Below are 23,890 nucleotides of genomic sequence, written 5' to 3'. Positions count from 1 at the left end.
GGATAACAACAGGAATCCCCTTGATTGCGAGGAACCAACGTGCAGCCAACAGACCCTAGCAAATTTACAGATCAAGCCTGGGAAGCCATTGTCAAATCCCAGGATGTAGCCCGCCGCTTTGCCAATCAGCAGCTAGAGGTTGAACATTTAGCCATCGCCCTTCTCGAACAGCAAGGCCAGGCCAACAGCATTCTCAGCAAAGCTGGAGTCGATGCCCCCCGCTTGGCGCAGCAGTTAGATGCTTTTGCCAAACGACAGCCCAGAGTTGCCAACGCTGACCAACTATACCTCGGCCGCGGCTTAGAAGTGATGTTAGATGTTGCCGAGGCCACTAGAGCGACTTGGCAAGATAATTTTATCGACGTTGAACATTTATTAATTGGTTTAGTAGAAGACGAACGAGTCGGCCGCAGGTTGCTGACAAAAGGCGACGGGCCGCCGGGCCGCCCCGGTTACGATCGCAAACCCCCAGCCGGTACGATCGATCGGCCAAAACTCGAAGAAGCGATCAAATCTGTCCGCGCCGCTACTAAAGCCCAAGAAAAAAATTCCGAAACGGGGAAAGCCGGCCTCCGCAACGCTAAAGCCCAAGATCAAGATGGCGAAGCTAACTCCGACGCCCTCAACAAGTACGGCCGCGATTTGACAGAAGCCGCCAAAGCCGGCAAACTCGACCCAGTAATTGGCCGGGACGAGGAAATCCGCCGCGTGGTGCAAGTTCTTTCCCGCCGCCAAAAAAACAATCCGGTGTTAATTGGCGATCCCGGAGTTGGAAAAACTGCGATCGCCGAAGGTTTAGCCCAGCGAATTGTCAACGGCGACGTACCGGAATCTTTGAAAAATCGCCAGCTATTTAGCCTTGACATGGGCAGTTTAATTGCTGGGGCAAAATTCCGGGGCGAATTTGAAGAACGGTTGCGGTCTGTTCTGCGGGAAGTCATCGATTCCGACGGGCAAATTGTCCTGTTTATTGATGAATTGCACACCGTTGTCGGCACTGGCGGCGGTGGCAGTTCTGGTTCGGGAATGGATGCGGGAAATTTGTTAAAACCCATGTTGGCCAGAGGGGAATTGCGCTGCATCGGCGCTACTACTCTCGACGAATTCCGCAAGAATATTGAAAAAGATCCTGCCTTGGAACGCCGCTTTCAACAAGTATTTGTCGGCGAACCCAGCGTGGAAGATACTGTTTCGATTTTGCGCGGATTGAAAGACCGTTACGAACGCCACCACGGGGTAAAAATTACGGATTCGGCCCTGGTAGCTGCTGCAACTCTGTCTTTTCGCTATATTTCCGATCGCTTTTTGCCGGACAAGGCGATCGACCTCGTAGATGAAGCGGCCGCCCACTTGAAAATGGAGATTACCTCTAAACCTGTGGAATTGGAAGGAATCGACCGCCGGGTGATGCAGTTGGAAATGGAAAAATTGTCGATCGAAGGCGAAGGAAAAGGTGCTCTAGCCCCTGGGCTCGGCTTCCGCGTCGAACGGATCACATCTGAGATTGACATTTTAAAAGCTAAGCAGGAAAAATTGTCCTCTCAGTGGTTGGGCGAAAAGCAGTTGTTGGATGCAATCAATAAATTGAAAGCAGAAGAAGACCAACTGCGAGTCCAAATCGAACAGGCAGAAAGGGCTTACGATTTGAATAAAGCCGCACAGTTAAAGTACGGCAAGTTGGAAACGGCGGTGCGCGATCGCGAAGCGAAAGAAGCGGAACTTTTGAAACAGCAAGCTCAAGGTTCTTCCCTGCTGCGCGAAAAAGTTACTGAGGGGGATATTGCGGAAATTGTCGCCAAATGGACTGGCATTCCGGTTAACCGGTTGTTAGAATCCGAACGCCAAAAGTTGCTGCAATTGGAAAAACACTTGCACCAAAAAGTCATCGGTCAAGAGGAAGCTGTAACAGCCGTGGCGGCGGCAATTCGGCGTGCTCGGGCGGGCATGAAAGACCCCGGGAGGCCGATCGGCTCTTTCTTGTTTATGGGCCCCACAGGCGTCGGAAAAACTGAGTTAGCGCGGGCATTGGCGGAGTTTTTGTTTGACAGCGATGATGCGATCGTCCGCATCGATATGTCGGAATACATGGAGAAACACAGCGTTTCCCGGTTGGTAGGAGCTCCCCCCGGATATGTCGGTTACGATGAAGGGGGACAACTCTCCGAAGCAGTGCGGAGACATCCTTATTCGGTAGTGCTGTTTGACGAAGTGGAAAAAGCGCACCCGGACGTATTTAACATTTTGCTGCAAGTGTTGGATGACGGCAGAATTACCGATTCTCAAGGTCGAGTGGTTGACTTTAGAAATACCGTAATTGTGATGACTAGCAATATCGGCAGCGACCACATTTTAGACGTGTTTACTAAGAAGGAAAAAACCCCCAAAAAACCTGCTGCTCGGAAGCATGAAACGAAAGATTTGTCAAGTCAAAAGACAGATTATAAAGTGGCTGCCGACGGTACTGTTGAGGTGTCGGCAGAGCGAGTCGATACTCCAGACAAGAGTGAAAATGAAAATTTATTGAGTCAAGAACGGGAGACAGACCAAGAGTACGAACAGATGTTAAAACGGGTGATGGGGTCGCTGCGATCGCACTTCCGGCCCGAATTTCTCAATCGGGTGGACGAAATAATTTTGTTCCACACTTTGAGCAAGATCGAATTGCGGCAAATAGTCACCATTCAAGTGAAGCGGATCGAGCGTTTGTTAGCAGAGCAAAAAATCACTTTGGAACTGTCGGATGCGGCTAAAAACCATATCACAGATGTTGGTTACGACCCGGTTTACGGCGCTCGTCCCTTAAAACGTGCCATCCAGCGGGAGCTGGAAAACCCGCTGGCCAACAAGATTCTGGAAAATGTGTTTGTCGAGGGCGATACAATTGCGATCGACTGTGAAAATAACACTTTGCAATTTCGCAAAAAAGAATTTCGCCCAGCCCTAGCAGGTAACAGTTTGTAGGCGTGTTAAGAACAGGCTTTCCGGCCTGTTCCACAAACAATAAATTTTCCAGCGGTCAAGGCCAGAAAGCCTATAGCAATCCTAAATCATTTGTGAATCTCTTACTCCCTCCCCAAGGCATCGGGGAGGGTTGGGGTGGGGTAAAAAATTTACGACTCCTGCAAGAATTGCTATATAATTGAAAAGAGTGCATCCAGTTCCACAAACAATTAATTCTCTAGTCGCACAGGTTAGAAAGCCTGTGGTTAAAAATGCTGTATCCTGTTCCACAAACAATCCATCTTGTAGTGGAACAGGGCAGAAAGCCTGTTATTGAAAATAGTGAAGCGCCTTACTTAATATTACTACTTGGAAATGGTGCGGCTCGCATAAACATCCATGCTGTATGCAGGAACGCGAACGAGGTAATCAACTTCTGTTCCCGTCACTGATTTTGCCAGTTGTTCAAAAGACTCATCGTTCCAATTCCGCTCGTGGATGGGCTTTGACTGTTCGCCCAGGAAATATGCTTGAGTGCCAATGACTGAGGCTGCGACCCAGCCGACAATAAAAAGAGCGATTAGAATAGTCATTTTTGCTGTTTCCTTAACTTTTGTTGCTTTATGTAAACAAATGTAACAATAGCTAGCCATTAACGTCAAGGTAGTCTTATATCGTGGCAACCGTCCGGCAGGTAGTAAATACCGCCCCTGATACTTCGTCTGTAGGGTGCGCTTAGTGTCAACAAGAGCTCGATCCCCCCTAGCCCCCCTTAATAAGCAGGGTGGATTTAGGGGGATCTAGACTGGGCTACCAGCGAGAGATACAGAGGGGTTTCAGGCGATTGTTGACACGCCTTGGTAGGGTGTACACCGCGCACCGGTCTTTCGGGTGTGCACCGCGCACAGTACCCGGATTGTGAACTGTATCCGAAATAGCCAAAGAGATTGTTGAGGTTTTATAGTTAAGGAGTTATAAGTTTTGCGTTAATAAATTACGATTAAAACTCTGCCGCTCGCATGAGGAACGGCGGCCAAATTATGAGTTATGATTTATCAATTTGGATTTGAAATAACAAATCCAAATTCCCAAATTTCAAGTTCCAATTCCCAATTACCAATCAACCCTAAAAATCATGTCCAACTCAATGTTAAATAACGACCCCTTGTGGTTCAAAGACGCGATTATTTACGAAGTACCAGTTCGCGCTTTTGCAGACAGCAATGCAGACGGCATCGGCGACTTTCGAGGACTGACCGAAAAACTGGATTACCTGCAAAACTTGGGAGTAACAGCAATTTGGGTACTGCCATTTTTTCCCTCGCCGCTCCGAGACGACGGCTACGATACATCTCACTATACCACCGTCAACCCAATTTACGGCACATTAGAGGATTTTAAAGACCTTTTAGAAGCAGCGCACCAGCGGGGAATTCGGGTCATTATTGAATTAATTGTCAACCACACTTCCGACCAGCACGCTTGGTTTCAGCGAGCGCGCCGCGCCCCTAAAGGCAGTAACGAAAGAGATTTTTATGTGTGGAGCGACACCCCGGAAAAATATCAAGATGCTCGGATTATTTTCCAAGATTTTGAGACCTCTAATTGGGCTTGGGATTCGGTAGCAAAAGCTTATTACTGGCACCGTTTTTATTCCCACCAACCCGATTTAAATTACGACAATCCCGCCGTCCGCCAAGCCATCTTAGATGTGGTAGATTTCTGGTTGGCACTGGGAGTAGACGGACTGCGCATGGATGCGGTGCCTTACCTGTACGAGCGCGAAGGTACTAACTGCGAAAACCTGCCAGAAACTCACGTATTCTTGAAGCACTTGCGGAAGCACGTAGATGAGAAATTCCCGAACCGGATGCTGCTGGCTGAGGCGAATCAGTGGCCGGAGGATGCGGTTGAATATTACGCTGCTGGGGATGAATGTCACATGAACTTTCATTTTCCGCTGATGCCGCGTTTATTTATGGCTTTGTATATGGAAGATAGCTTCCCGATTAGCGACATTCTCCAGCAAACTCCGCAGATTCCCAATAACTGTCAGTGGGCATTATTTTTGCGGAATCACGATGAATTGACGCTGGAAATGGTGAGTGATGAAGACCGAGATTATATGTATCGGGTTTACGCTCAAGACACTCAGGCGAGAATTAATTTGGGCATCCGCCGCCGCTTGGCTCCTTTGATGGGAAATAACCGCCGCCGCATCGAGTTGATGAATGCTTTGCTGCTGTCTCTTCCGGGTACGCCGGTGCTTTACTACGGCGATGAAATTGGCATGGGAGACAATATCTATTTGGGCGATCGTAACGGGGTGAGAACTCCGATGCAGTGGAGCGGCGATCGCAATGCCGGTTTCAGCCGCGCTAACCCGCAGCGGCTTTACGCCCCGCCAATTGTTGACCCTGAATATCACTACGAATCTGTTAACGTGGAAGCGCAGCGGGCGAATCCGAGTTCTCTTTGGTGGTGGATGAAACGCCTAATTGCAATTCGACAGCGCTTCCAAGCATTCGGCCGCGGAACTTGCGAGTTTCTGTACCCGGAAAACCGCAAAGTTTTAGCTTTTGTGCGCACTTATCAAGACGAACACATCCTCGTAGTGGCTAATTTGTCGCGCTTCGTGCAGACGGCAGAATTAGACCTTTCGCCCTTTAAAGGTGCTATTCCAGTGGAGATTTTCGGCCGCACTGAGTTTCCGGCGGTTGGCGAGGATCCTTACTTTTTGAGCTTGAGCCCTCACACGTTTTACTGGTTTACTCTTAGTGCTAAACACGAAGATTATTTGGTGAACGGTTTTAATACAGGCTTACCTAGTTTAGCGGTCATAGGCACTTGGAAAACTGCTTTTTCTACAAGTCAGTTAAGCGATATGCTGGTCAATCTTTTGCCGGAATACTTGCGACGGAATCGCTGGTATAGCGGTACAGACAGGACAATTCAATCATTAGAAATAAGTGAGGTTGTACCTGTGGAATGTAAAGATAGTGCGGGGGAAGAATCTAAAGTTTACATTCTGTTTTTGCTGTTAAATTATACTGAAGGTATGCCGGAAACTTACGTTTTGCCTTTAGGTTGGGAAGAGATGAAAGGCGATGTGGACGAGCGGGCGATCGCGCGCCTGCAGTTCCCAGAAACCAACAAGGAAGTCGGGATACTATTTGATGCTGCAGGGGAGAAAGGTTTTCTGAGCGCGCTGCTGGGGGCGATCGGCAATTCTCGCAATTACACAGGTGTAGCAGGTAAACTGGTAGGAATTGCCGACAGTGCATTCAGATCGGAACAAGATTTATCGCAGCTCGAACCTCACGTTTTCAAAAAAGAACAAAGCAATACATCCGCAGGTTACGGCGATCGCTTCGTCCTGAAAATATTGCGAAAAGTCGAGGAAGGAATCAACCCCGAATTAGAAATCGGACGCTTTTTAACAGAGCGCAACTCGATCCAACATTACGCTCCAATTGCCGGAGCATTGGAATATCACACACCAGGAAAACAAGTCGTTACAGTCGGAATACTACAAAAATTAATCCCCGACAGCGTAGACGCTTGGTCTTATACATTAGACACACTGCGCGACTATTTCGAGCAAGTAATGACAGTAGAAGCAAAGCATTCCGGCGAAAATTTATCTATTTCCCCCGAAAATTATTTACCGAGCGCTTTGACAGGATCGACGCAGCGACAGTCAAACTCGCTAGTAGCGGATTTATCCCTAGAAATTCCGCCATTAGCTCGCGAACTGATCGGGTCTTACTTAGCATCAGCCGAACTTTTAGGTCAGCGGACAGCCGAACTTCACCTCGCTTTAGCTTCTGACACAGAAAATCCAGCTTTTGCCCCAGAAAACTTCACCTCCTTTTACCAGCGTTCCATCTATCAGCACATGAGAAATCTGGCAGGAAGAACTTTGCTGGAGCTGAAAAAACGGCTGTCCAAACTGCCGCCAGAAACACAAAAATTCGCGCAAAAGCTCCTCAACCGCGAAGATTTGCTCATGGAACGTTTCAAGTCTATTTTGAACTTGAGAATCACGGCCGATAGAATTCGCTGTCACGGGGACTTTCATTTCGGGCAAGTTCTTTATACAGGCAAAGACTTCGTAATTATTGATTTCGGAGGAGAACGGGATCGACCCTTAAGCGAGCGGCGGATGAAGAGGTCGCCTCTGCGAGATGTTGCGGGAATGCTGCAATCTTTGAGTTACGCTGTTACTTTGGCACTCCGCAATGAAGTAGAAAGTGGCATGATTCGCCCTGAAAATCTCCCGGAGATGCAGCAGTGGGCGAACGTTTGGCACCGCTGGGTCAGCCTCACTTTTGTTGACAGCTATTTGGTAACAGCAGCCGATGCAAATTTCTTGCCCAAATCTATACCGGAACTACAAGTTTTGCTAGATGCTTACATTTTGGAAAAAGCGGTTGCCGAGCTAGCCTACGAACTCAATTACCGCTTGGATTGGGCGCAAATTCCGCTTCAGCGGATTCTACAATTGCTTAATTTATAAGGGCGGGTTTATCTATACTTATTAGGGTGCGTGACTTTCTAGCCACTCAAGTGGCAGCCCGATTCTTGAGAGTCACGCACCTTACATGACACGAAATCTGGTTGAAAAACCATGGACAGCGGCGAATATTAGGTAGGAGTCAATCGATTTTAGATTTTAGATTTTAGATTTTAGATTGACCCCACGGCTAAAGGCGTGGGCTTGAGGATTTTCGATTTGAGATTTGGGATTGATTCCACGGATAAATCACGTGGCGGGTACCACCTTTGAAATTCTTGGTCACAACTGATTCACGTATCTTGGCGATCGCTTTGAGAATTTCTTCTCGATTCTTGCCTGATTGTATCCATTTTGGAAGTCGAGAGAACAGACTCTTAGGAATGAGAATTAAATAACTTCCACTCTTGAAAGTGGGATGGGCGTCCCGCCCGTCTTTTAAGGACGGGCTGGACGCCCATCCCACAATAACAATTAAAATTGTAAGTTATTTAATTCGCGATCCTCGATACAACGCAATATCGCACAGGAATCACAAAAAGGGCATCGCACCAGAAATTCATTCTGGAAGGAGTAGATGCCTTCACGAGTATCTTTAAATCGCTCCCTACTTACGACTTTAAATAAAGAGATGTTTGATACAAAACTTGTTCTTGATGCGTTAACAAAGTGCAGTCAGAAAGCGGGTAAGCCACACAAGTAACAGCGTAGCCAGCTTGCAATTCTGAGGGCTTCAAAAACTTTTGTTCGCTTTGGTCGATTTCACCGCTCAACAATTTGGCAACGCAAGCAGAACACTCTCCTTGCTTGCATCCGTTCGGCAAGCGGATGCCGGCATCTTCGGCCATATCTAAGATATACTGGTCGTCTGGTACGGCGATCGTGCGATCGAGCGCGAGAGTCTCATTCACCAACCGAACTTGATAAACAGCCATTTCCACCTCTTATATTGGGATTGCTGGTATTCAACCAAAATAGATGATTACAATTTACACAAAAAATCAAAATGTACGGTGCGCACGGATCGCATTCCGCTATACATGATAGCGAAAAAAACCCGGTATTTTCCCAACACCGGGTTTTTGAGAAACCACAAACTCGATCGCTATACTAGACAAGTTCTTCTTGATAATCGAGATTTTCACCTAGATAAATAGCCCGAATATCCTCCGGCAAGTTGGATTCTAAACTTTGATATCCTTTTTGCAGCAAAGCCTTTACCTGAGCGGGCGAAATAGCTTCGCCTTCTGCTTGTAAATAAGCGGCAATTCGAGTTTCGCTCCAGCGGAAAGTCTGAGCCATCAACACGACTAAACGGGGCAGAGGCGCTAACAATTCTAAGGCTTGTTTGACGTAACACCAGAGGGGAGGCGAAGCCGATTGCAAAGAGTAGTGAATCGACTCAACAGGGGGCAAATCGGCTTGATTGATGCAGACGGCGGTGACATTAATCAGCCAGTTTTGGAGACTGAGATTTTCGCCATCAGACTCATGGATTTCGCGGCGCAAATCCAGGCCTCGGAGTTCGTGATAGATGTGCAGCCAAGTGTGGGCAAATAGGTAATCGCCTTGTACGGGCGATCGCACGGAATGGCGAATCAGGGAGTAGACAATTTGAGCGTAGCGGCAAAAAATCGCCGTGAAGAACCTACCTTGATCGGGATGGTTTTGAAACAGAGTCAATAATTCTTGATCGCTGTGGTGAAACAGGGATTTGACCACAGGATGGTTGAATTCTGAAAAATTAGGTGTTTGCACAATTGTTCTGGAAAGGTTTTGGGAATAAATGCTGGTGCAGCCCGATTCTACAACACGATATACATTTGATGCAAGTGCTGGCAAAATTTGTTGATAATTAAGTTAATTAATTATATAATTAAGTTGTAGGTGAGGCTGAATAAATCTCAATTAATAGACCCAATTTTATTTGTTAACCGTCACCTACAAATGTTGTTTAAATGGTAAATTATTGGTATGTCTAGCATTAATACTGGTATCGAATGGACCGACAGAACATGGAATCCAACAACTGGCTGCGATAAAGTCAGTCCAGGTTGTACGCATTGTTATGCTGAAGCATTAACAAAACGGTTTCATACTAATTTTCCTAACGGTTTTGATTTAACGGAATATCCAAAACGTTTGAATGAGCCTAAAAGCTGGCGCAAGCCGAGTCGCATTTTTGTTAACTCAATGAGCGATTTGTTCCATGAAGATGTTTCTCTGGAATTTCTGAAACAAGTTTTTGAGGTAATGCGTGAAACTCCTCACCACATTTATCAAATTCTTACCAAGCGAGATAAACGTTTAGTAGAGTTAGCTTCTCAACTTGAATGGTCTGATAATATTTGGATGGGGGTGTCTGTTGAAAATCAAAACTATGTTCATCGTGTGGATCATTTGCGACAAGTCAATGCAAAGGTACGCTTTTTATCCTGCGAACCACTTTTAGGATCGTTACAGCTTGATTTAACAGGAATTCACTGGGTAATAGTTGGGGGAGAGTCGGGGCAAAAACACCGTCCGATGCAGGAAGAATGGGCACAAAGTATTCGGGATCAGTGTCAGGATGCTGAAGTCGCGTTTTTCTTCAAGCAATGGGGAGGTAGAACACCTAAAGCTGCTGGGAGACTGTTGGATGGGAAAATTTGGGATGAGATGCCTGACAGGTGGAAGAAACATCAAAAAAGATGGCTAAAATAACTACCCTTAATCCCTGTTGAGTAAAAAAATCTAAATTTTCTTACATATACGGTTTGATATTCGTATCATTTTTTAAGCCTAAAGTGGCTTTTTAATGTGTAAGGCTTTTTCTGCTTAGAAGGATGTTTGATTTCTATCAATTGTTCTGTATACAGCCAATCTAAAACATCATTATTGTAATGAGTTCGCTTTAAACGTCCTATGTCATTCATTTCTAATATTAGATGAGTAATTGCATCGTCAAAAGATATCCAATCATTAAGCTTACCAAAAATTTTGATAGCTTGAGTTTTTATTTCAGCTAATCTTTTCTGCTGCTCTGAATTCCATTCTTTTTCTAAAAATTTTTTAATTCCTGTGTGGCTGTCCTTAAAAAATAACAATCTTTCCTCCTCCCAAACGAAATCGTTCAAGAAACTTCCAAAAGCTTTTTTGGGGTGATTGCTACCTACTACAATACTATATTTGGGTCTGGGATCGCTGTAGCTTTCTTTAATTTCAAAACTGGTTGCTCCTCTAAACCCTGCTTCTATTTTCATTCTTTTCTTAAAATATTCAAGTGCCCATTTTTCAAATTGTTGAGGTTGATCTTTAAGTTCTAGCCACTTTGGTTTCCAATCTTGGTCTGAATTGATACCTAGGAGTTTAGTCAAGTTCTCTATAAAAGTTTCAGCAGTCTTTTGCTCTTTTATGCTATCATATACAGTTTTGTAATGCCCCGCATGGCGAGCTACTGCACTGTTGTGAAATAGTATAAATAGCTCTCCTTTGTTCTGACGGACATAATTTCCTATTTCACAGATATGCTCAAAAGTAACTCCTTTGACCGCAAAAGTGTCAAGAAAAAATAACGTAGGATAGCGATTTAAGTCCTTCATTACACCTGGAAAAGCGGTCTCAAATTTTTGACTTTCATAAACTTTGTAAAACAAATCTTTACCCAGAAAGCGACAGTTTTCCTTAAGCTGTTGATTAGACTCCGCTTCAGCCTCTACAAAAAAACATCTTAAGTTGACTCGTCTTTCTTGATTAAAGAGGTTAGCACATTTTAGAGCTATTAAGGGTGAGCCATCGGTATTTTCAAAATTATGTTGGTACTTTGCCCAAAAATTAGAATTGTTTACAAAATCTTCTATTCCAATTCCTTCTTTATATTTCCCAGTACCGGCAAAACCATCAACATAGTTAATATGCTCGGATTGATAGTTTCCATCACCTCCAAGATTATAGCAAAATGCTTGTAGGTATTTAAGCAGTATCCTATGTTTAGATGCTGACCAGTCTCGTTTGCGTTCAAAAAAGTTTTCGGAATTTTCTGGTTCTTCTGAAAATAGAGATAATTGCTTGCCTTCCATTTTTTATATCCCTAAGTAAAATGCTATATTGAGCATTAATGTAACATAAAAGTTACGACATGAAAATAGTTAGAGCAAAGTTATGTTTTACTCTTACACTCCAAACCCCCCACCTCCGGGGGTTTCAATCACAAAAACATCACCGCCATCCATATCCACAACCGCCGTACTTCCCAAAGCTTCCACAGTTCCATTTTCCCGCACAACATAATTTTTACCAAGAGAACCGGCCCCCGCACCATTCAAACCGCAAGGAAAGATCACCCGCCTCCCCGATAAAATCCCCGCCGTCATTTTTTCCAAAAAACGCAAGCGACGAATTGCCCCATTCCCGCCGCCATGATATCCATTCCCGCCGCTATTAGCCCGAATTGCAAAACTTTCTAACAACACCGGAAACCGCCATTCTAATACTTCTGGATCGGTTAAACGCGAATTAGTCATGTGAGTTTGAACCGCATCCGTACCGTCAAAATCTGCACCAGCACCCGAACCGCCGCAAATAGTTTCATAATATTGATAGCGCTGATTTCCAAAGGTAAAATTATTCATAGTTCCCTGAGAAGCAGCCATCACTCCCAAAGCACAATACAAAGCATCGGTAATATTCTGCGATGTTTCTACATTTCCGGCAACTACCGCCGCTGGATAGCGAGGATTCAGCATACAGCCTTCGGGATTGATGATTTCGAGAGGTTTCAAACAGCCCGCATTTAGAGGAATATCGTCATCTACCAACGTGCGGAAAACATACAAAACAGCAGCTTTGCACACCGCAGCGGGAGCATTAAAATTGTTGGATTGTTGAGCAGAAGTGCCAGTAAAATTTATTTTTGCACTGCGGGCAGATTTGTCAATTGTAATCGCTACCTTAATTTGTCCGCCGCTATCCATCGGATAAGTAAACTCGCCATCTTGCAAAACATCAATTACCCTGCGCACCGACTCCTCAGCATTGTCTTGTACGAAGCCCATATAAGCTTGCACAGTCTCTAATCCATAATGTTCTACCATCTTGAGAAGTTCTTCTGCGCCGCGCTTGTTAGCAGCAATTTGTGCTTGCAAATCGGCTATATTTTGAGCGGAATTGCGAACAGGAAACTTACCCGATGTCAGAATTTCTAGTAATTCTTTTTCTCGAAAATTGCCCTCGCTTACTAACAGGAAATTGTCAAGCAATACACCTTCTTCAGTTAGTGTTGTACTGTTAGGAGGCATGGAACCGGGAGTAATGCCGCCGATGTCGGCGTGGTGTCCCCGCGAGGCAACATAAAACAAAGGAAGGGAGGAATCACGAGCAAATACTGGAGTAATAACGGTGATATCTGGCAAGTGTGTGCCGCCGTTGTAGGGATTGTTAGAAACATAAACATTGCCCGGTTGAATCGCATTGCCTTGTGCTAAAATTAAAGCTTCAACGCTTTCGCTCATCGAACCGAGATGTACGGGAATGTGCGGCGCGTTGGCAACTAATTGCCCGTTTTTGTCAAAAATAGCACAGGAAAAGTCGAGACGTTCCTTGATGTTGACTGAGGAACTTGTGTTTTGTAATGTGACGCCCATTTGTTCCGCGATCGCCCGAAACAAATTATTAAAAATTTCCAGCAAAACCGGATCTGATTTAACCGCAGATAAACGCGAATCAACGCGGATATTATCTGCGTCCACCTGCGTGCATCTGCGGTTCAAAATTAGATCGTTATTTTCGGTAATTTCCCCTTCCCAGCCCGGTTCTATGATATTAGTTCCCGTAGCTTCAACAATCATAGCAGGGCCTTCTATGCAGTCGCCCGATCGCAAATCGTCTCTCCGATAAACAGGGGTTGCCCGCCACCCGCCAGCAACATAGGTTTGCACGGTAGAAATTGGTGGCACGGGCAAGATGCCCGTGCCACCAGAGGGGGAAATTGTGGATGCTTCCGGCACATCCATTCTTTCTACAACTTCCACCGAAACCGCTTCCACAATCAGCGGTTTTTCTGGCATAATAAAACTGTAACGCTGTCGGTGTGCTGCTTCAAATTCAGCCTGCATGACCTCAATACTGTCAGCAAAATCTACCGCCAAAACCGAGTCACTTCCCTGATATTTTAAGCGCAGCTTCCTAACAACTAAAACCTCAGACTCATTCTCTGCGTTCTCTGCGCCTCTGCGGTTCAATTCCCTCTTTCCATCAGCCTCCAATTCGGTTAAAATATCATGCAACTCAGGTAATAATTCTGCATTTAATTGTTGCTCGATCGCCCTTTCGCGAATAGCCCGCACATCAGCCAAACCCATACCGTAAGCCGACAACACACCCGCATAAGGGTGAATAAATACCCGTTTCATCCCCAAAGCATCGGCGATCGCACAAGCGTGTTGGCCGCCCGCACCGCCGAAACAGCAAAATGTATACTCCGAAACATCGTAACCGCGCTGAAGCGAGATTTTTTTGACAGCATTTGCCATCTTTTCCACAGCGATCGCCAAAAAACCCTCCGCCACCTGTTCCGGCGTCCTCTCGCCCCCAATTTCCCGCGCTAGTTGCCCAAATTTTTGGTTTACTACCTCAGGGGCGATCGGCAAATCTCCATTCAATCCAAATACTTTCGGGAAAAAATCCGGTTGAATTTTTCCCAACATCACATTGCAATCAGTCACCGTCAAGGGGCCGCCTTTGCGATAGCAAGCGGGCCCAGGATTGGCTCCTGCAGACTCCGGCCCGACGCGGTAGCGAGCCCCGTCAAAAAAGACAATTGAACCGCCGCCGGCTGCTACAGTGTGAATTGCCATCACGGGCGATCGCAATCTCACCCCAGCAATTTCCGTCTCAAATTCGCGTTCGTATTCGCCGTTAAAATGGGCAACATCTGTCGAAGTCCCGCCCATATCAAAGGTAATAATTTTATCAAAACCTGCCTTTTTGCTGGTTTGAACTGCACCGACAATTCCCCCAGCAGGCCCGGATAAAATACTGTTTTTTCCTTGGAATTGTGCCGCGTCCACTAAGCCGCCGTTCGATTGCATAAACATTAATTTAGGGGATTGGGCCTTGGGCATTTCCTCGTTCCCAGGCTGTGCCTGGGAACCCATATCCAGAGGCTCTGCCTCTCTTAATTGACTGGTTACTTGTTCGACATAACGCCGCAAAATCGGAGACAAATAAGCATCGACAACCGCAGTATCTCCCCGCGAAACTAATTTCATCAGCGGGCTGACTTCGTGAGATACTGAAATTTGAGTAAAGCCAATTTCTTTCGCTATTTTAGCAACTTGTTTTTCGTGTTCCGAGTAGCGGTAGCCGTGCATGAATACGATCGCACAACTGCGAATTCCCTCATCGTATGCTTGCTGCAAAGACGGGATAAACTCGGGATTGACAGCACTTAACTCCTCGCCTTGAGCGCTGTAGCGTTCCGCAACTTCAATAACTCGATCGTACAGCATCTGGGGCAAAACAATGTGACGCGCGAAAATATTCGGGCGGTTTTGATAGCCAATTCTCAGCGCATCGCGGAAACCTTTAGTAATTAACAGAATTGTGCGATCGCCCTTTCGTTCCAGCAAAGCATTTGTCGCCACCGTCGTCCCCATTTTAATCGCTTCAATGTCGGCGGCGGGTATAGCTGCGTCGGCGGGAATTCTCAAAATATCGCGAATTCCTTGAACAGCGGCGTCGGTGTAGCGTTCCGGGTTTTCCGACAGCAGCTTGTGAATGACTAATTTACCGTCGGGGCTGTTGGCGACAATATCGGTAAAAGTACCGCCGCGATCGATCCAAAATTGCCAGCGAGTGCGATCGGGAAAATCAGCCTTCATATATTTTTCCTAAATTTTGTTAGGTTAATAATTGAGAATTATTTAACAAAACCATCTAAAAGTCAATTCATAAAACTCATAACATTGTACTCATAAAAATTATATCACTTTCTCTTTTCTCTTCTTCTTTCTTCCTTCGCGGTCTAGCGCTTACGCGCGGCTTCGCCTAACGCGCCGAAAGCGGTTCGTTAAAATAAAACTGCTATATATATCGAATAGCCTCAACCAACCCCCAACAAACACCCGCCAAAAAATCCAAATCCAAAGTCTCAATCCTATCGCTTTCTCGATGATAATGAGGATTCCGCATATTAGCCGTATCAGTCACCATAATAGCCGGATAACCATTATCCCAAAAAGGAACATGATCGCTGCGGCGAGTATCGGGGACAATTAAACCTCGATTCGGCACCGGCAGCCACTCGCAGGGCTGACCAGATTTGCGAATTTTCCCACTCAAATTAATCAAATCGGGAACCGTCCGCAAATTGCCAATTAAAGCAATAAAATCACCACTATTTGGATAAAAATCTTTCAAGCCAGCGGGATAGCTTTGAGAATTAGGATTATGGTTGCAGTAACCCAACATTTCCAAAGAAATCATTAACCGGATTGACTTTTGCTGTTGCTTGTATTTAGCTGCATGATGGCTGCTTCCCAAACAACCGTATTCTTCCATATCGAAGGCGACTAATTGCACTGGATATTTGAGCGGCCCAGATGCGATATCCCTTGCGAGTTCCAACAAAACAGCCACACCAGTAGCATTATCATCGGCCCCAGGCGATCCGGGTACAGTATCGTAATGAGCACCAATTACGATCGGCGGTAACCCCTGTTTACTCGCCTTTTCGGAGGGGGGTAAATCCAAAATAAGATTGTGATGAATTCGGCCGCGAACCGAAAAATCGTCAATTTCTACTGTTCCCCACTGTGCCAACTGTTCGCGGATGTATTGCTGAGCATAAAAATGCCCTTGGGATGCGAGGTATGGATTGCGATCGCGTACAATTTGAATCAGATGGCTGTGCAGGCGTTCCTTGAGATCCATGCGATCGGAGATACAATGAGTACACTAAGATTATATGGGATTGAATTATGATTGGAGAAGTCAGAATCGAAAATTATAAGTCCATTCAAAAGCTGAAGCTAGAATTAGGACGAGTAACTGTATTGATCGGTGAAAATGGCTGCGGCAAGAGCAATATCCTAGAGGCGATCGCCCTGGCTTCTGCGGCTGCTAATGATAAACTTGATAATGAGTTCTTAGCTGCACGGGGGATTCGAGTGACAGAACCTCGATTTATGCGATCGGCCTTTGAAAAGGAAAATTTAGATAAAGATATCAAAATTGATATCAAAGGAACTGATGAAAACTTTAGTTGTATCTTATCTAATGATAACTTGCCGTATTCTCAGTGGATTAATAAAACAACATCGCTGCTTCCTGAAACTTCTTTAGAAGATTCAAAAGACGAATCTACAACCTTAAGACAAGAAGAATTAATAAAAATAATAAAAGAGTATTTAAATTACATATCCCCATCGCCGCTTCCTGAAACTTCTTTAGAAGATTCAAAAGACGAATCTAAAGCCTTACAAGAAGAATTAATAAAAAGCAGAAAAAAGTCTTTAAAGTACATATCCACTGAGGAGATTCTGTCGTCTATTATATCCTCTTCTTTTATATCATTTCAAAATTCAATTAACAAGTTGAGTGATGGCTATAATTTCAGTAAATTTACAATTTACTCTCCCGAAAACCAAGCATTACGCACTTTTGAAAAAGAAGGACAAATTCAACCGTTAGGCATTAATGGTGAAGGATTATTTAAACTGATAAAGGTTTTGAAGTCAGAGGAAAACCAAAATAGACTCAATCAAATTAAAGAAAAGTTGCGATTAATAGATTGGTTTAGAGATTTGGAAGTGCCTGAAGATTTATCACCCCTGCAAAGTTCTATCCAAATAAAAGATAAATATTTAGATAGAGATTTAACTTACTTCGACCAAAAAAGCTCTAATGAAGGCTTTTTATTTTTACTCTTTTACTTTGCCTTGTTCATTAGCGATCTCACGCCTAATTTTTTTGCAATTGATAACATTGATGCTTCTCTCAACCCCAGATTGTGTCGCAGATTAATGGAAGAATTAGTCGAATTAGCAAAAAAACAAGACAAACAAGTTATATTTACAACCCACAACCCGGCTGTTTTGGACGGTTTAGATTTAGATGATGAGGAACAGCGGCTGTTTGTGATCTACCGCAACCAATTAGGGCATACTAAAGCTAGACGGATTCTAAAACCTGAACCTCTAGAGGGACAAGAACCTGTAAAATTATCAGAGGCTTTTTTGAGGGGCTATATCGGAGGACTTCCTAAGAATTTTTAATATGACTAATTTTGGATTAATTACAGAGGGATTAACTGACCAGATTGTTATTCAAAGTATTTTAGCAGGATATTTCAATAACCCGGATATAGATATTAGACCGCTTCAACCAGAAAGAGATAAAGATGATGAGAATAAATCTCATAACTATGGAGGTTGGAGTCAAGTTTTTGCTTACTGCGAGTCAAATAATTTTAAGGAAGCCTTTCAATTTATCGATTATATTCTTATCCAAATACATACTGATGTTTCAGAAGATTATCAGCTCGCCAAGCAAGATGAAAATCGTGAGTTAACTCCTCAGTATTTGATTGCAAAAGTTATTGATAAATTCAGAGACGGGATTGGTGAGCATTTTTACAATACCAATCAACAGAAGATAATTTTTGCAATATCTGTACATTCTATTGAGTGTTGGTTGCTCCCACTGTATTATACAGCTCAACAGAAAAAAGCTAAAGGCAAAAACTGTCTTAAGACGTTAAATTATGAGCTTTCCAAGCAACACAAATTTACAATTGACAATAATCCTAAAAATCCTGAATATTATCGAGAGATGGCCAAACAATATGGCAAGCATAAAGTTTTAATGAAGCATTACCAAGATAATCCTAGTCTGAAAATTTTTATAGAAGAGATTGAGAGTAGAAATATTCAAATTCTTGAAGAGGATGACTGGTAACGCTCCAGATTTTCATGTCGTATAATAGAGACAAAACTTAGGAGATTACTATGCAGCCATACAAACTGAGAGGTAAAATCGATGCAACTGGCAACTTGGTAGTTTTGGAATCCGTGGATATGCCACCCGGAGATGTCGAAATCATCGTTTTGCCAGTGGCTGATGCGGTTACACTCGCTAGCGAGTCGAAAAGTGCGATATCTGAGACACCTCAGACAAAGTTTAAAACCAAGGTGAGAGCCTTTCAAGCTTTGTTTGAGCGAGATGCTGTACCCGAACCGCTAGACTTTAACGATTCCGACAAACAAGCAAAATGGGAATATTTGAAGGAGAAACATAACTTGTGAAAGTCCTCATAGACACCAATATAATAGCAGATGTTGCGCTTGAGCGAGAACCGTTCTATGCTGAGAGCGATCGCATTTTAACCTTAGCTGAAGAAGCACAAATTCAAGGCTATGTTTCAGCCTCAACTTTTAGCGACCTTTATTATATTATTCGCCGAGACAAAGGTCGCGATTGGACACTGGAGTTTTTGCGGCAGTTAGCCACATTTTGTCAAGTAGCAACAGTAGATAACTCGGTTATTTCAATTGCATTAACTTGCAACTTCAAGGATTTTGAAGATGCGATTCAGTACAGCACTGCTGTCATCAATCTAATTGATGCCATTGTCACCCGCAACCCGCGAGATTTTCCGGTTAATATTCCTAGGATTGTAACTCCAAATCAGTTAATTCTTGAATTAACTGATTCTCGCTAAATTTCTCAAAGCGCTAAACTTCTGATTCCAATTCGCTAACCCGCAACTGCACGGGTAATTCTACAGAATTCAACTCAGACGACTCTAACAATCCTGTTGTTTCAACTTCTGCACTCGCTTCACCCTGCCGCATTTTTCGCAACTTTTCCGCCAAAGTATCCCGCTGGTTAATCAAATAAATACTCACCAAAGTCAGCCCAACTCCCATCGATTGTACCGGATTGAGGACTTCGCCCAAAAGCAAATTGCCGAACAGCAAAGCAAATACAGGCGTAAGAAAGGTAAGAGAACTTAAACTTGTTAGACTGCCACTAGAAGCAAAATAAAAGAACAAACCGTAGGCGATCGCACTTCCGAACACCGTAGAATAACCTAAGGCCATCCAGCCGGAAAAATCGATATTCACAAACTGTTCAGACTCAGTTGCAGCCGAAATTGCCAACAGCGGCAAACCGCCCAAAATCATGTGCCAACCAGTCGCCACCACCGGGTCAACATAACGGCAAACCCCGCGCACCAAAACCGTACCCACAGCCATCGACAAAGCAGCCAACAGCATCAACCATTCTCCACCCTGAAACAACTGTTCGATACCCGCAGAAACCTGCCTGTTTTCAGGATGAAAAAGCCCCAAAATCCAGCCATCGGGCAACCCGATCAAACTGATGCCAGCAACGCCAAAAACTAATCCCAACCAGCCCCAAAAACCTATTTTTTCTTGAAACAGCCACAAACACAAAATCGCCACAGCTAGCGGCTGAGAATCAATCATCACCGAACCCAAACCGGCACCGGTTCTCGCCAAACCTTCGGCTAAAAAGCCTTGAAACAAAGTAGCGTCCACCAAAGCAAACAGGGAAATCCACAGCCAAGCTTTCCAACCCTGCGGCTGCGGTTTTCCCATGAATGCGGCCGCCAGCAGCACCAACACACCCGCAGGTATCAAACGCACGACGGCCACAAACAGCGGGGTTGTGTGCGGCATCACCCCCTTCATCGCTACCATCGCGGTTCCCCACAGGAAAAACGGCGCAATTAGCAACAGCGGGGCAAAAGGCAGTTTTGAATCGGTAAGCTTTAGCTGCATGGCGGACTCTCCAAATAATTGATGAGAATGGCTCTCACGAGAATGATGTAGATTTGTTAAGCAATTTTTACAATTATATATTGGTGTAGTCCTGGACGCACGGGTGGCCAGAAACCGGGTTTTTTTACCCAAATATTTGGTTCAAACCCTTAATATCGGTAAAAAACCTGGTTTCTTTAGTCGCAGGGCGCAAGTCTTGTCCGTGTTGGGGTAAATTCATCGCACTTGCAGACAGTGCGCCCGTACCCGCCCAGATTCGCTGTAGGGACCGTGCCTCGGTGTCCCCCCTCTTCTTCCCTCGGATGAGTCACACTATAAGAGTTAGCTACAAAAATCCGTAACATTGCCTGTAAATTGCTCATGATTTGGCCATTCAAGCCCCGCTACCGCAAACAAATCGCCCGTATCGAAATCACCGGAGCCATTGCCGGAGAAACCCGCAAACGAGTGCTAGAAGCTCTCAAAACCGTTGAAGAACGCAAATTTCCGGCCTTGCTGCTGCGGATAGACAGCCCCGGCGGCACTGTGGGCGATTCCCAGGAAATTTACAGCGCGCTCAAGCGTTTGCGCGAAAAAGTCAAAATTGTCGCCAGTTTCGGCAATATTTCAGCTTCTGGCGGAGTTTACATCGGCATGGGAGCCGAGCATATCGTTGCTAATCCCGGTACAATTACTGGCAGCATTGGGGTGATTATCCGGGGTAACAATATAGAACGCCTGTTAGAAAAGGTAGGCGTTTCTTTTGAGGTGATTAAATCTGGCCCTTATAAAGATATCTTGGCATTCGATCGAGGATTGACGGATCCGGAACAGCAAATTCTGCAAGACTTGATCGACACCAGCTACCAGCAATTTGTGGAAACCGTTGCGGAAGCCCGTTCATTGGCTGTTGAGAAAGTGAAAAGTTTTGCGGACGGTCGGGTTTTTACCGGTCAGCAAGCCTTAGAATTGGGTTTGGTCGATCGACTGGGAACAGAAGAGGACGCTCGCCGCCTGGCCGCCGAACTCGCAGGCCTGGACCCGGAAAAAACCGAGTCTTGCACGCTAGAAAAAGCAAAACCTTTCCTAAATCGCGTGTTGGGGAGTAGTCTGGATACATCCGGGCTTTGGGCTTACAAGAATTTGCTGGAATTCGAGCTTTCTACTAACGGTGTGCCGTTGTGGATGTATCGCCCGTGATTAAATAAATTAGTCATTGGTCAGGAGTCGGTAGTCATTAGTTACTCCCTGGATGATTGGGCGGTTGAAATCTGTTGACCTCAAACTCCAATGCGGCGCTTTGTCCATCATCAGCGCTTCGCGCTGGCTTAGCCTAGGAGTTCGAGGTCAAACTACACAAACGAACTCTACTCAAGGGGGGACTTAGAAATAAACTGGGTATTTAAGCCTAAGTTAGTATAACTAATGACTAATAACTAATGACTAATGACTCATAACTAATGACTAATAACTAATGACTAATGACTCATAACAAAAATATGGAGGAAATTTGCGTGGAGTGGCAAGTGCGCGGTATTCGTGGGGCAACAACTGCTAGCGAGAATTCGGTGGCAGCAATTCGAGAAGCGGTGAAAGAATTATTAGATGAATTAGAAGCAAAAAATGATTTAGATCCAAATTTAATTATTAGTGCTACGTTTTCTGCTACTCGCGATTTAGATGCTGTGTTTCCGGCTGCGATCGCCCGCGAACGTCCTCACTGGTGTAATGTTGCTTTGTTGGACGTACAGCAAATGCACGTTGAGGGTGCTTTGGAACGCTGCATCCGGTTTTTAATTCTGGTTAATTGGCCGGCACATACTGAAATTTATCATCCTTATTTGCGGGGAGCTCAAAATTTGCGGCCGGATAGGAATTTAGCGGTGGCGGTGGCTGGGGAAAATTAGACTTATTGAATTGTGAAGGTCGATCGCCCTGACAATTCAAAAAGTCTAACAGTCCTCGACTCGCGGGTTCCCAGAAACCGGGTTTTTTCTAGAATAGTTGGTTACAGCCGACTACAACTGCAAAAACCCGGTTTCTTTGATTTTGTCGCCCTGACAACTCAAAAAGGGATATCGTCGGATTTGACTATCATTTTTGTTGACAAGTTGCAGGTTGATGTGTATGGTGGGTTTGCGAGTTGCAAAGCTCGATCGCTCCAGAACGTTGAAAATTGCATAGTTTTTTTTTTGATCTGCGGCTAGTTTCAGTGTCGCAGATGGGCGATCGACGCCGCGAGGGCGATCGGCAAAACCCTGATTTTCTCGTTGGGGTGCGTCGATTACTCTGATACCAAGGCTTACGGCTTGGAAGCTACTGAGCTTATTGCTGGTTTTACGGTCTTATTGACAGGTAAAAAAAGGTGCGTCGATTTGAGGCTTGAAACCCTTTCTGGGTAAGGCTTCCTGGCCGAAGAGTCTCCTTTACCACTTCCCCGAGAGGGGATTGAAACTTTTGGATTCTGCACCTGTTTGACCGTTTGCAGAGTCTCCTTTACCACTTCCCCGAGAGGGGATTGAAACATTTCTGGTGACGAGAGTAATTCCCGGGTCTTGAGTCTCCTTTACCACTTCCCCGAGAGGGGATTGAAACACCAGAAGTTAAAAGCATGTCGGATCTCCCACTAAACACGTCTCCTTTACCACTTCCCCGAGAGGGGATTGAAACTCTCGTATGTGTTTTTGGTAACGTCCTGAGCTAAAACGTCTCCTTTACCACTTCCCCGAGAGGGGATTGAAACGTTTTGACTACCCTTCGGGAAAGGGTTAAAAAAGGGCATGTCTCCTTTACCACTTCCCCGAGAGGGGATTGAAACAAAGTACCTACCACTCTCGCAATTCTAATAGAATGCTAGTCTCCTTTACCACTTCCCCGAGAGGGGATTGAAACATTATAGGAAACTTCGACTCTGTCGTACTTTCCACCTGTCTCCTTTACCACTTCCCCGAGAGGGGATTGAAACGTAGGGACCATTCATCTTCGGAACTAACCCGCTAATCGTCTCCTTTACCACTTCCCCGAGAGGGGATTGAAACTCTAAGTGGCGGGCATTGTCTAGTTCGGGTTTTGTTAGGTCTCCTTTACCACTTCCCCGAGAGGGGATTGAAACTTTAAACTCCGTTTGTTCCCCATTAAATAGGTCACAGTCTCCTTTACCACTTCCCCGAGAGGGGATTGAAACTTTTGTTGCTACAATCGAGCCCATCTCGTCAGTAATTGCGTCTCCTTTACCACTTCCCCGAGAGGGGATTGAAACAAAACAGAATCGTAGCCACCTTTCAAGATGTTGATGGTCTCCTTTACCACTTCCCCGAGAGGGGATTAAAACGCAGCTACATTGGGGTAGTAGCCACCAGTACCAAACTGTGTCTCCTTTCCCACTTCCCCGAGAGGGGATTGAAACATTGTAATTCTCCGTGACTTTGTGGATAATGGTAGTTTTGAGTCTCCTTTACCACTTCCCCGAGAGGGGATTTAAACATTACTAAAGCTTGAGCTAACTTGGCTACATTACTCAACGTCTCCTTTACCACTTCCCCGAGAGGGGATTGAAACTCCAAACTGGTTGTTCCACTGGGCCCCTGATATTTTTTCCGGTTGCATCGGAATGATATAGAGGACACGGCAGTGCCGTGTCCCTACAATTAATGGGGGTAGGGACACGGCA

At 45.0% G+C, this 23,890-nt stretch carries 17 protein-coding genes and 1 CRISPR repeat array; of the genes, 10 read left to right on the top strand and 7 right to left on the bottom strand.

Features of this window, described 5'->3' with window-relative positions; genetic code table 11:
* Positions 1–39 precede the first annotated feature (39 nt).
* Positions 40–2,961, top strand: a complete 2,922-nt coding sequence (locus QUB56_RS13635; RefSeq protein ID WP_332955772.1) for an AAA family ATPase — start codon at positions 40–42, stop codon at positions 2,959–2,961.
* Between the two features lie 344 nt (positions 2,962–3,305).
* Here QUB56_RS13635 and QUB56_RS13630 read toward each other — a convergent pair whose 3' ends face one another.
* Complete coding sequence (locus QUB56_RS13630; RefSeq protein ID WP_332955771.1) at positions 3,306–3,533, bottom strand: photosystem II protein, Psb35-related; 228 nt, start codon at positions 3,531–3,533, stop codon at positions 3,306–3,308.
* 542 nt (positions 3,534–4,075) lie between these two features.
* Here QUB56_RS13630 and treS point away from each other — a divergent pair.
* Positions 4,076–7,459: a maltose alpha-D-glucosyltransferase gene (gene treS / locus QUB56_RS13625; RefSeq protein WP_332955769.1), complete on the top strand. Its 3,384-nt coding sequence runs from the start codon at positions 4,076–4,078 to the stop codon at positions 7,457–7,459.
* A gap of 608 nt (positions 7,460–8,067) precedes the next feature.
* Here treS and QUB56_RS13620 read toward each other — a convergent pair.
* The gene (locus tag QUB56_RS13620) at positions 8,068–8,391 is read right to left on the bottom strand and encodes a 2Fe-2S iron-sulfur cluster-binding protein (RefSeq protein ID WP_332955768.1); all 324 of its coding nucleotides are present in this window, start codon (positions 8,389–8,391) and stop codon (positions 8,068–8,070) included.
* A 175-nt stretch (positions 8,392–8,566) separates the two neighbouring features.
* Positions 8,567–9,214, bottom strand: coding sequence for a sigma-70 family RNA polymerase sigma factor (locus QUB56_RS13615; protein ID WP_332955767.1), 648 nt, complete (start codon positions 9,212–9,214; stop codon positions 8,567–8,569).
* A 216-nt stretch (positions 9,215–9,430) separates the two neighbouring features.
* Between QUB56_RS13615 and QUB56_RS13610 the strand changes: the two genes are divergently transcribed.
* A complete protein-coding gene (locus tag QUB56_RS13610; RefSeq protein WP_332955766.1) occupies positions 9,431–10,159 on the top strand; it encodes a phage Gp37/Gp68 family protein in 729 nt (242 codons plus the stop codon).
* Between the two features lie 65 nt (positions 10,160–10,224).
* On the opposite strand, the gene tcmP is transcribed toward QUB56_RS13610, so the two are convergent.
* The 3 genes from tcmP to QUB56_RS13595 all read right to left on the bottom strand — a co-directional run bounded on the left by tcmP (position 10,225) and on the right by QUB56_RS13595 (position 16,366).
* The gene (gene tcmP / locus QUB56_RS13605; protein ID WP_332955765.1) at positions 10,225–11,514 is read right to left on the bottom strand and encodes a three-Cys-motif partner protein TcmP; all 1,290 of its coding nucleotides are present in this window, start codon (positions 11,512–11,514) and stop codon (positions 10,225–10,227) included.
* A 93-nt stretch (positions 11,515–11,607) separates the two neighbouring features.
* Positions 11,608–15,315 (bottom strand): hydantoinase B/oxoprolinase family protein, encoded by a 3,708-nt coding sequence (locus tag QUB56_RS13600; RefSeq protein WP_332955764.1) that lies wholly within the window; start codon positions 15,313–15,315, stop codon positions 11,608–11,610.
* Between the two features lie 202 nt (positions 15,316–15,517).
* The gene (locus tag QUB56_RS13595) at positions 15,518–16,366 is read right to left on the bottom strand and encodes a M28 family peptidase (protein WP_332955763.1); all 849 of its coding nucleotides are present in this window, start codon (positions 16,364–16,366) and stop codon (positions 15,518–15,520) included.
* A gap of 47 nt (positions 16,367–16,413) precedes the next feature.
* Between QUB56_RS13595 and QUB56_RS13590 the strand changes: the two genes are divergently transcribed.
* The 4 genes from QUB56_RS13590 to QUB56_RS13575 are packed head-to-tail and all read left to right on the top strand — an operon-like array spanning position 16,414 to position 19,154.
* On the top strand, positions 16,414–17,709 hold the full coding sequence (locus QUB56_RS13590) for an AAA family ATPase (protein ID WP_332955762.1): 1,296 nt from the start codon (positions 16,414–16,416) through the stop codon (positions 17,707–17,709).
* Position 17,710: 1 nt separating this feature from the next.
* On the top strand, positions 17,711–18,391 hold the full coding sequence (locus QUB56_RS13585) for a phage tail protein (RefSeq protein ID WP_332955761.1): 681 nt from the start codon (positions 17,711–17,713) through the stop codon (positions 18,389–18,391).
* Positions 18,392–18,441: 50 nt separating this feature from the next.
* Positions 18,442–18,738, top strand: a complete 297-nt coding sequence (locus QUB56_RS13580; protein WP_332955760.1) for a hypothetical protein — start codon at positions 18,442–18,444, stop codon at positions 18,736–18,738.
* Entirely contained in the window at positions 18,735–19,154 is a 420-nt protein-coding gene (locus QUB56_RS13575; protein WP_332955759.1) for a PIN domain-containing protein, read from the top strand. The genes QUB56_RS13580 and QUB56_RS13575 overlap by 4 nt, the downstream gene beginning before the upstream one ends.
* Positions 19,155–19,167: 13 nt before the next feature.
* On the opposite strand, the gene QUB56_RS13570 is transcribed toward QUB56_RS13575, so the two are convergent.
* Positions 19,168–20,241, bottom strand: coding sequence for a DMT family transporter (locus QUB56_RS13570; protein ID WP_332955758.1), 1,074 nt, complete (start codon positions 20,239–20,241; stop codon positions 19,168–19,170).
* 360 nt (positions 20,242–20,601) lie between these two features.
* Between QUB56_RS13570 and sppA the strand changes: the two genes are divergently transcribed.
* The 3 genes from sppA (at position 20,602) to QUB56_RS13555 (ending at position 22,427) form a co-directional block, all read left to right on the top strand.
* Positions 20,602–21,420: a signal peptide peptidase SppA gene (gene sppA / locus QUB56_RS13565; RefSeq protein ID WP_332955757.1), complete on the top strand. Its 819-nt coding sequence runs from the start codon at positions 20,602–20,604 to the stop codon at positions 21,418–21,420.
* Positions 21,421–21,701: 281 nt separating this feature from the next.
* Positions 21,702–22,127: a chorismate mutase gene (gene aroH, locus QUB56_RS13560; protein WP_332955756.1), complete on the top strand. Its 426-nt coding sequence runs from the start codon at positions 21,702–21,704 to the stop codon at positions 22,125–22,127.
* A 12-nt stretch (positions 22,128–22,139) separates the two neighbouring features.
* The gene (locus tag QUB56_RS13555) at positions 22,140–22,427 is read left to right on the top strand and encodes a hypothetical protein (protein ID WP_332955755.1); all 288 of its coding nucleotides are present in this window, start codon (positions 22,140–22,142) and stop codon (positions 22,425–22,427) included.
* Between the two features lie 212 nt (positions 22,428–22,639).
* Positions 22,640–23,778: direct repeats of the CRISPR family, unit length 36 nt; unit sequence GTCTCCTTTACCACTTCCCCGAGAGGGGATTGAAAC.
* Positions 23,779–23,890 lie beyond the last annotated feature (112 nt).

It is taken from the genome of Microcoleus sp. AR_TQ3_B6 (assembly GCF_036702785.1).
In the GTDB taxonomy this organism is placed as follows: Bacteria; Cyanobacteriota; Cyanobacteriia; order Cyanobacteriales; family Microcoleaceae; genus Microcoleus.
This window is presented reverse-complemented; position numbering and strand designations above follow the sequence as displayed.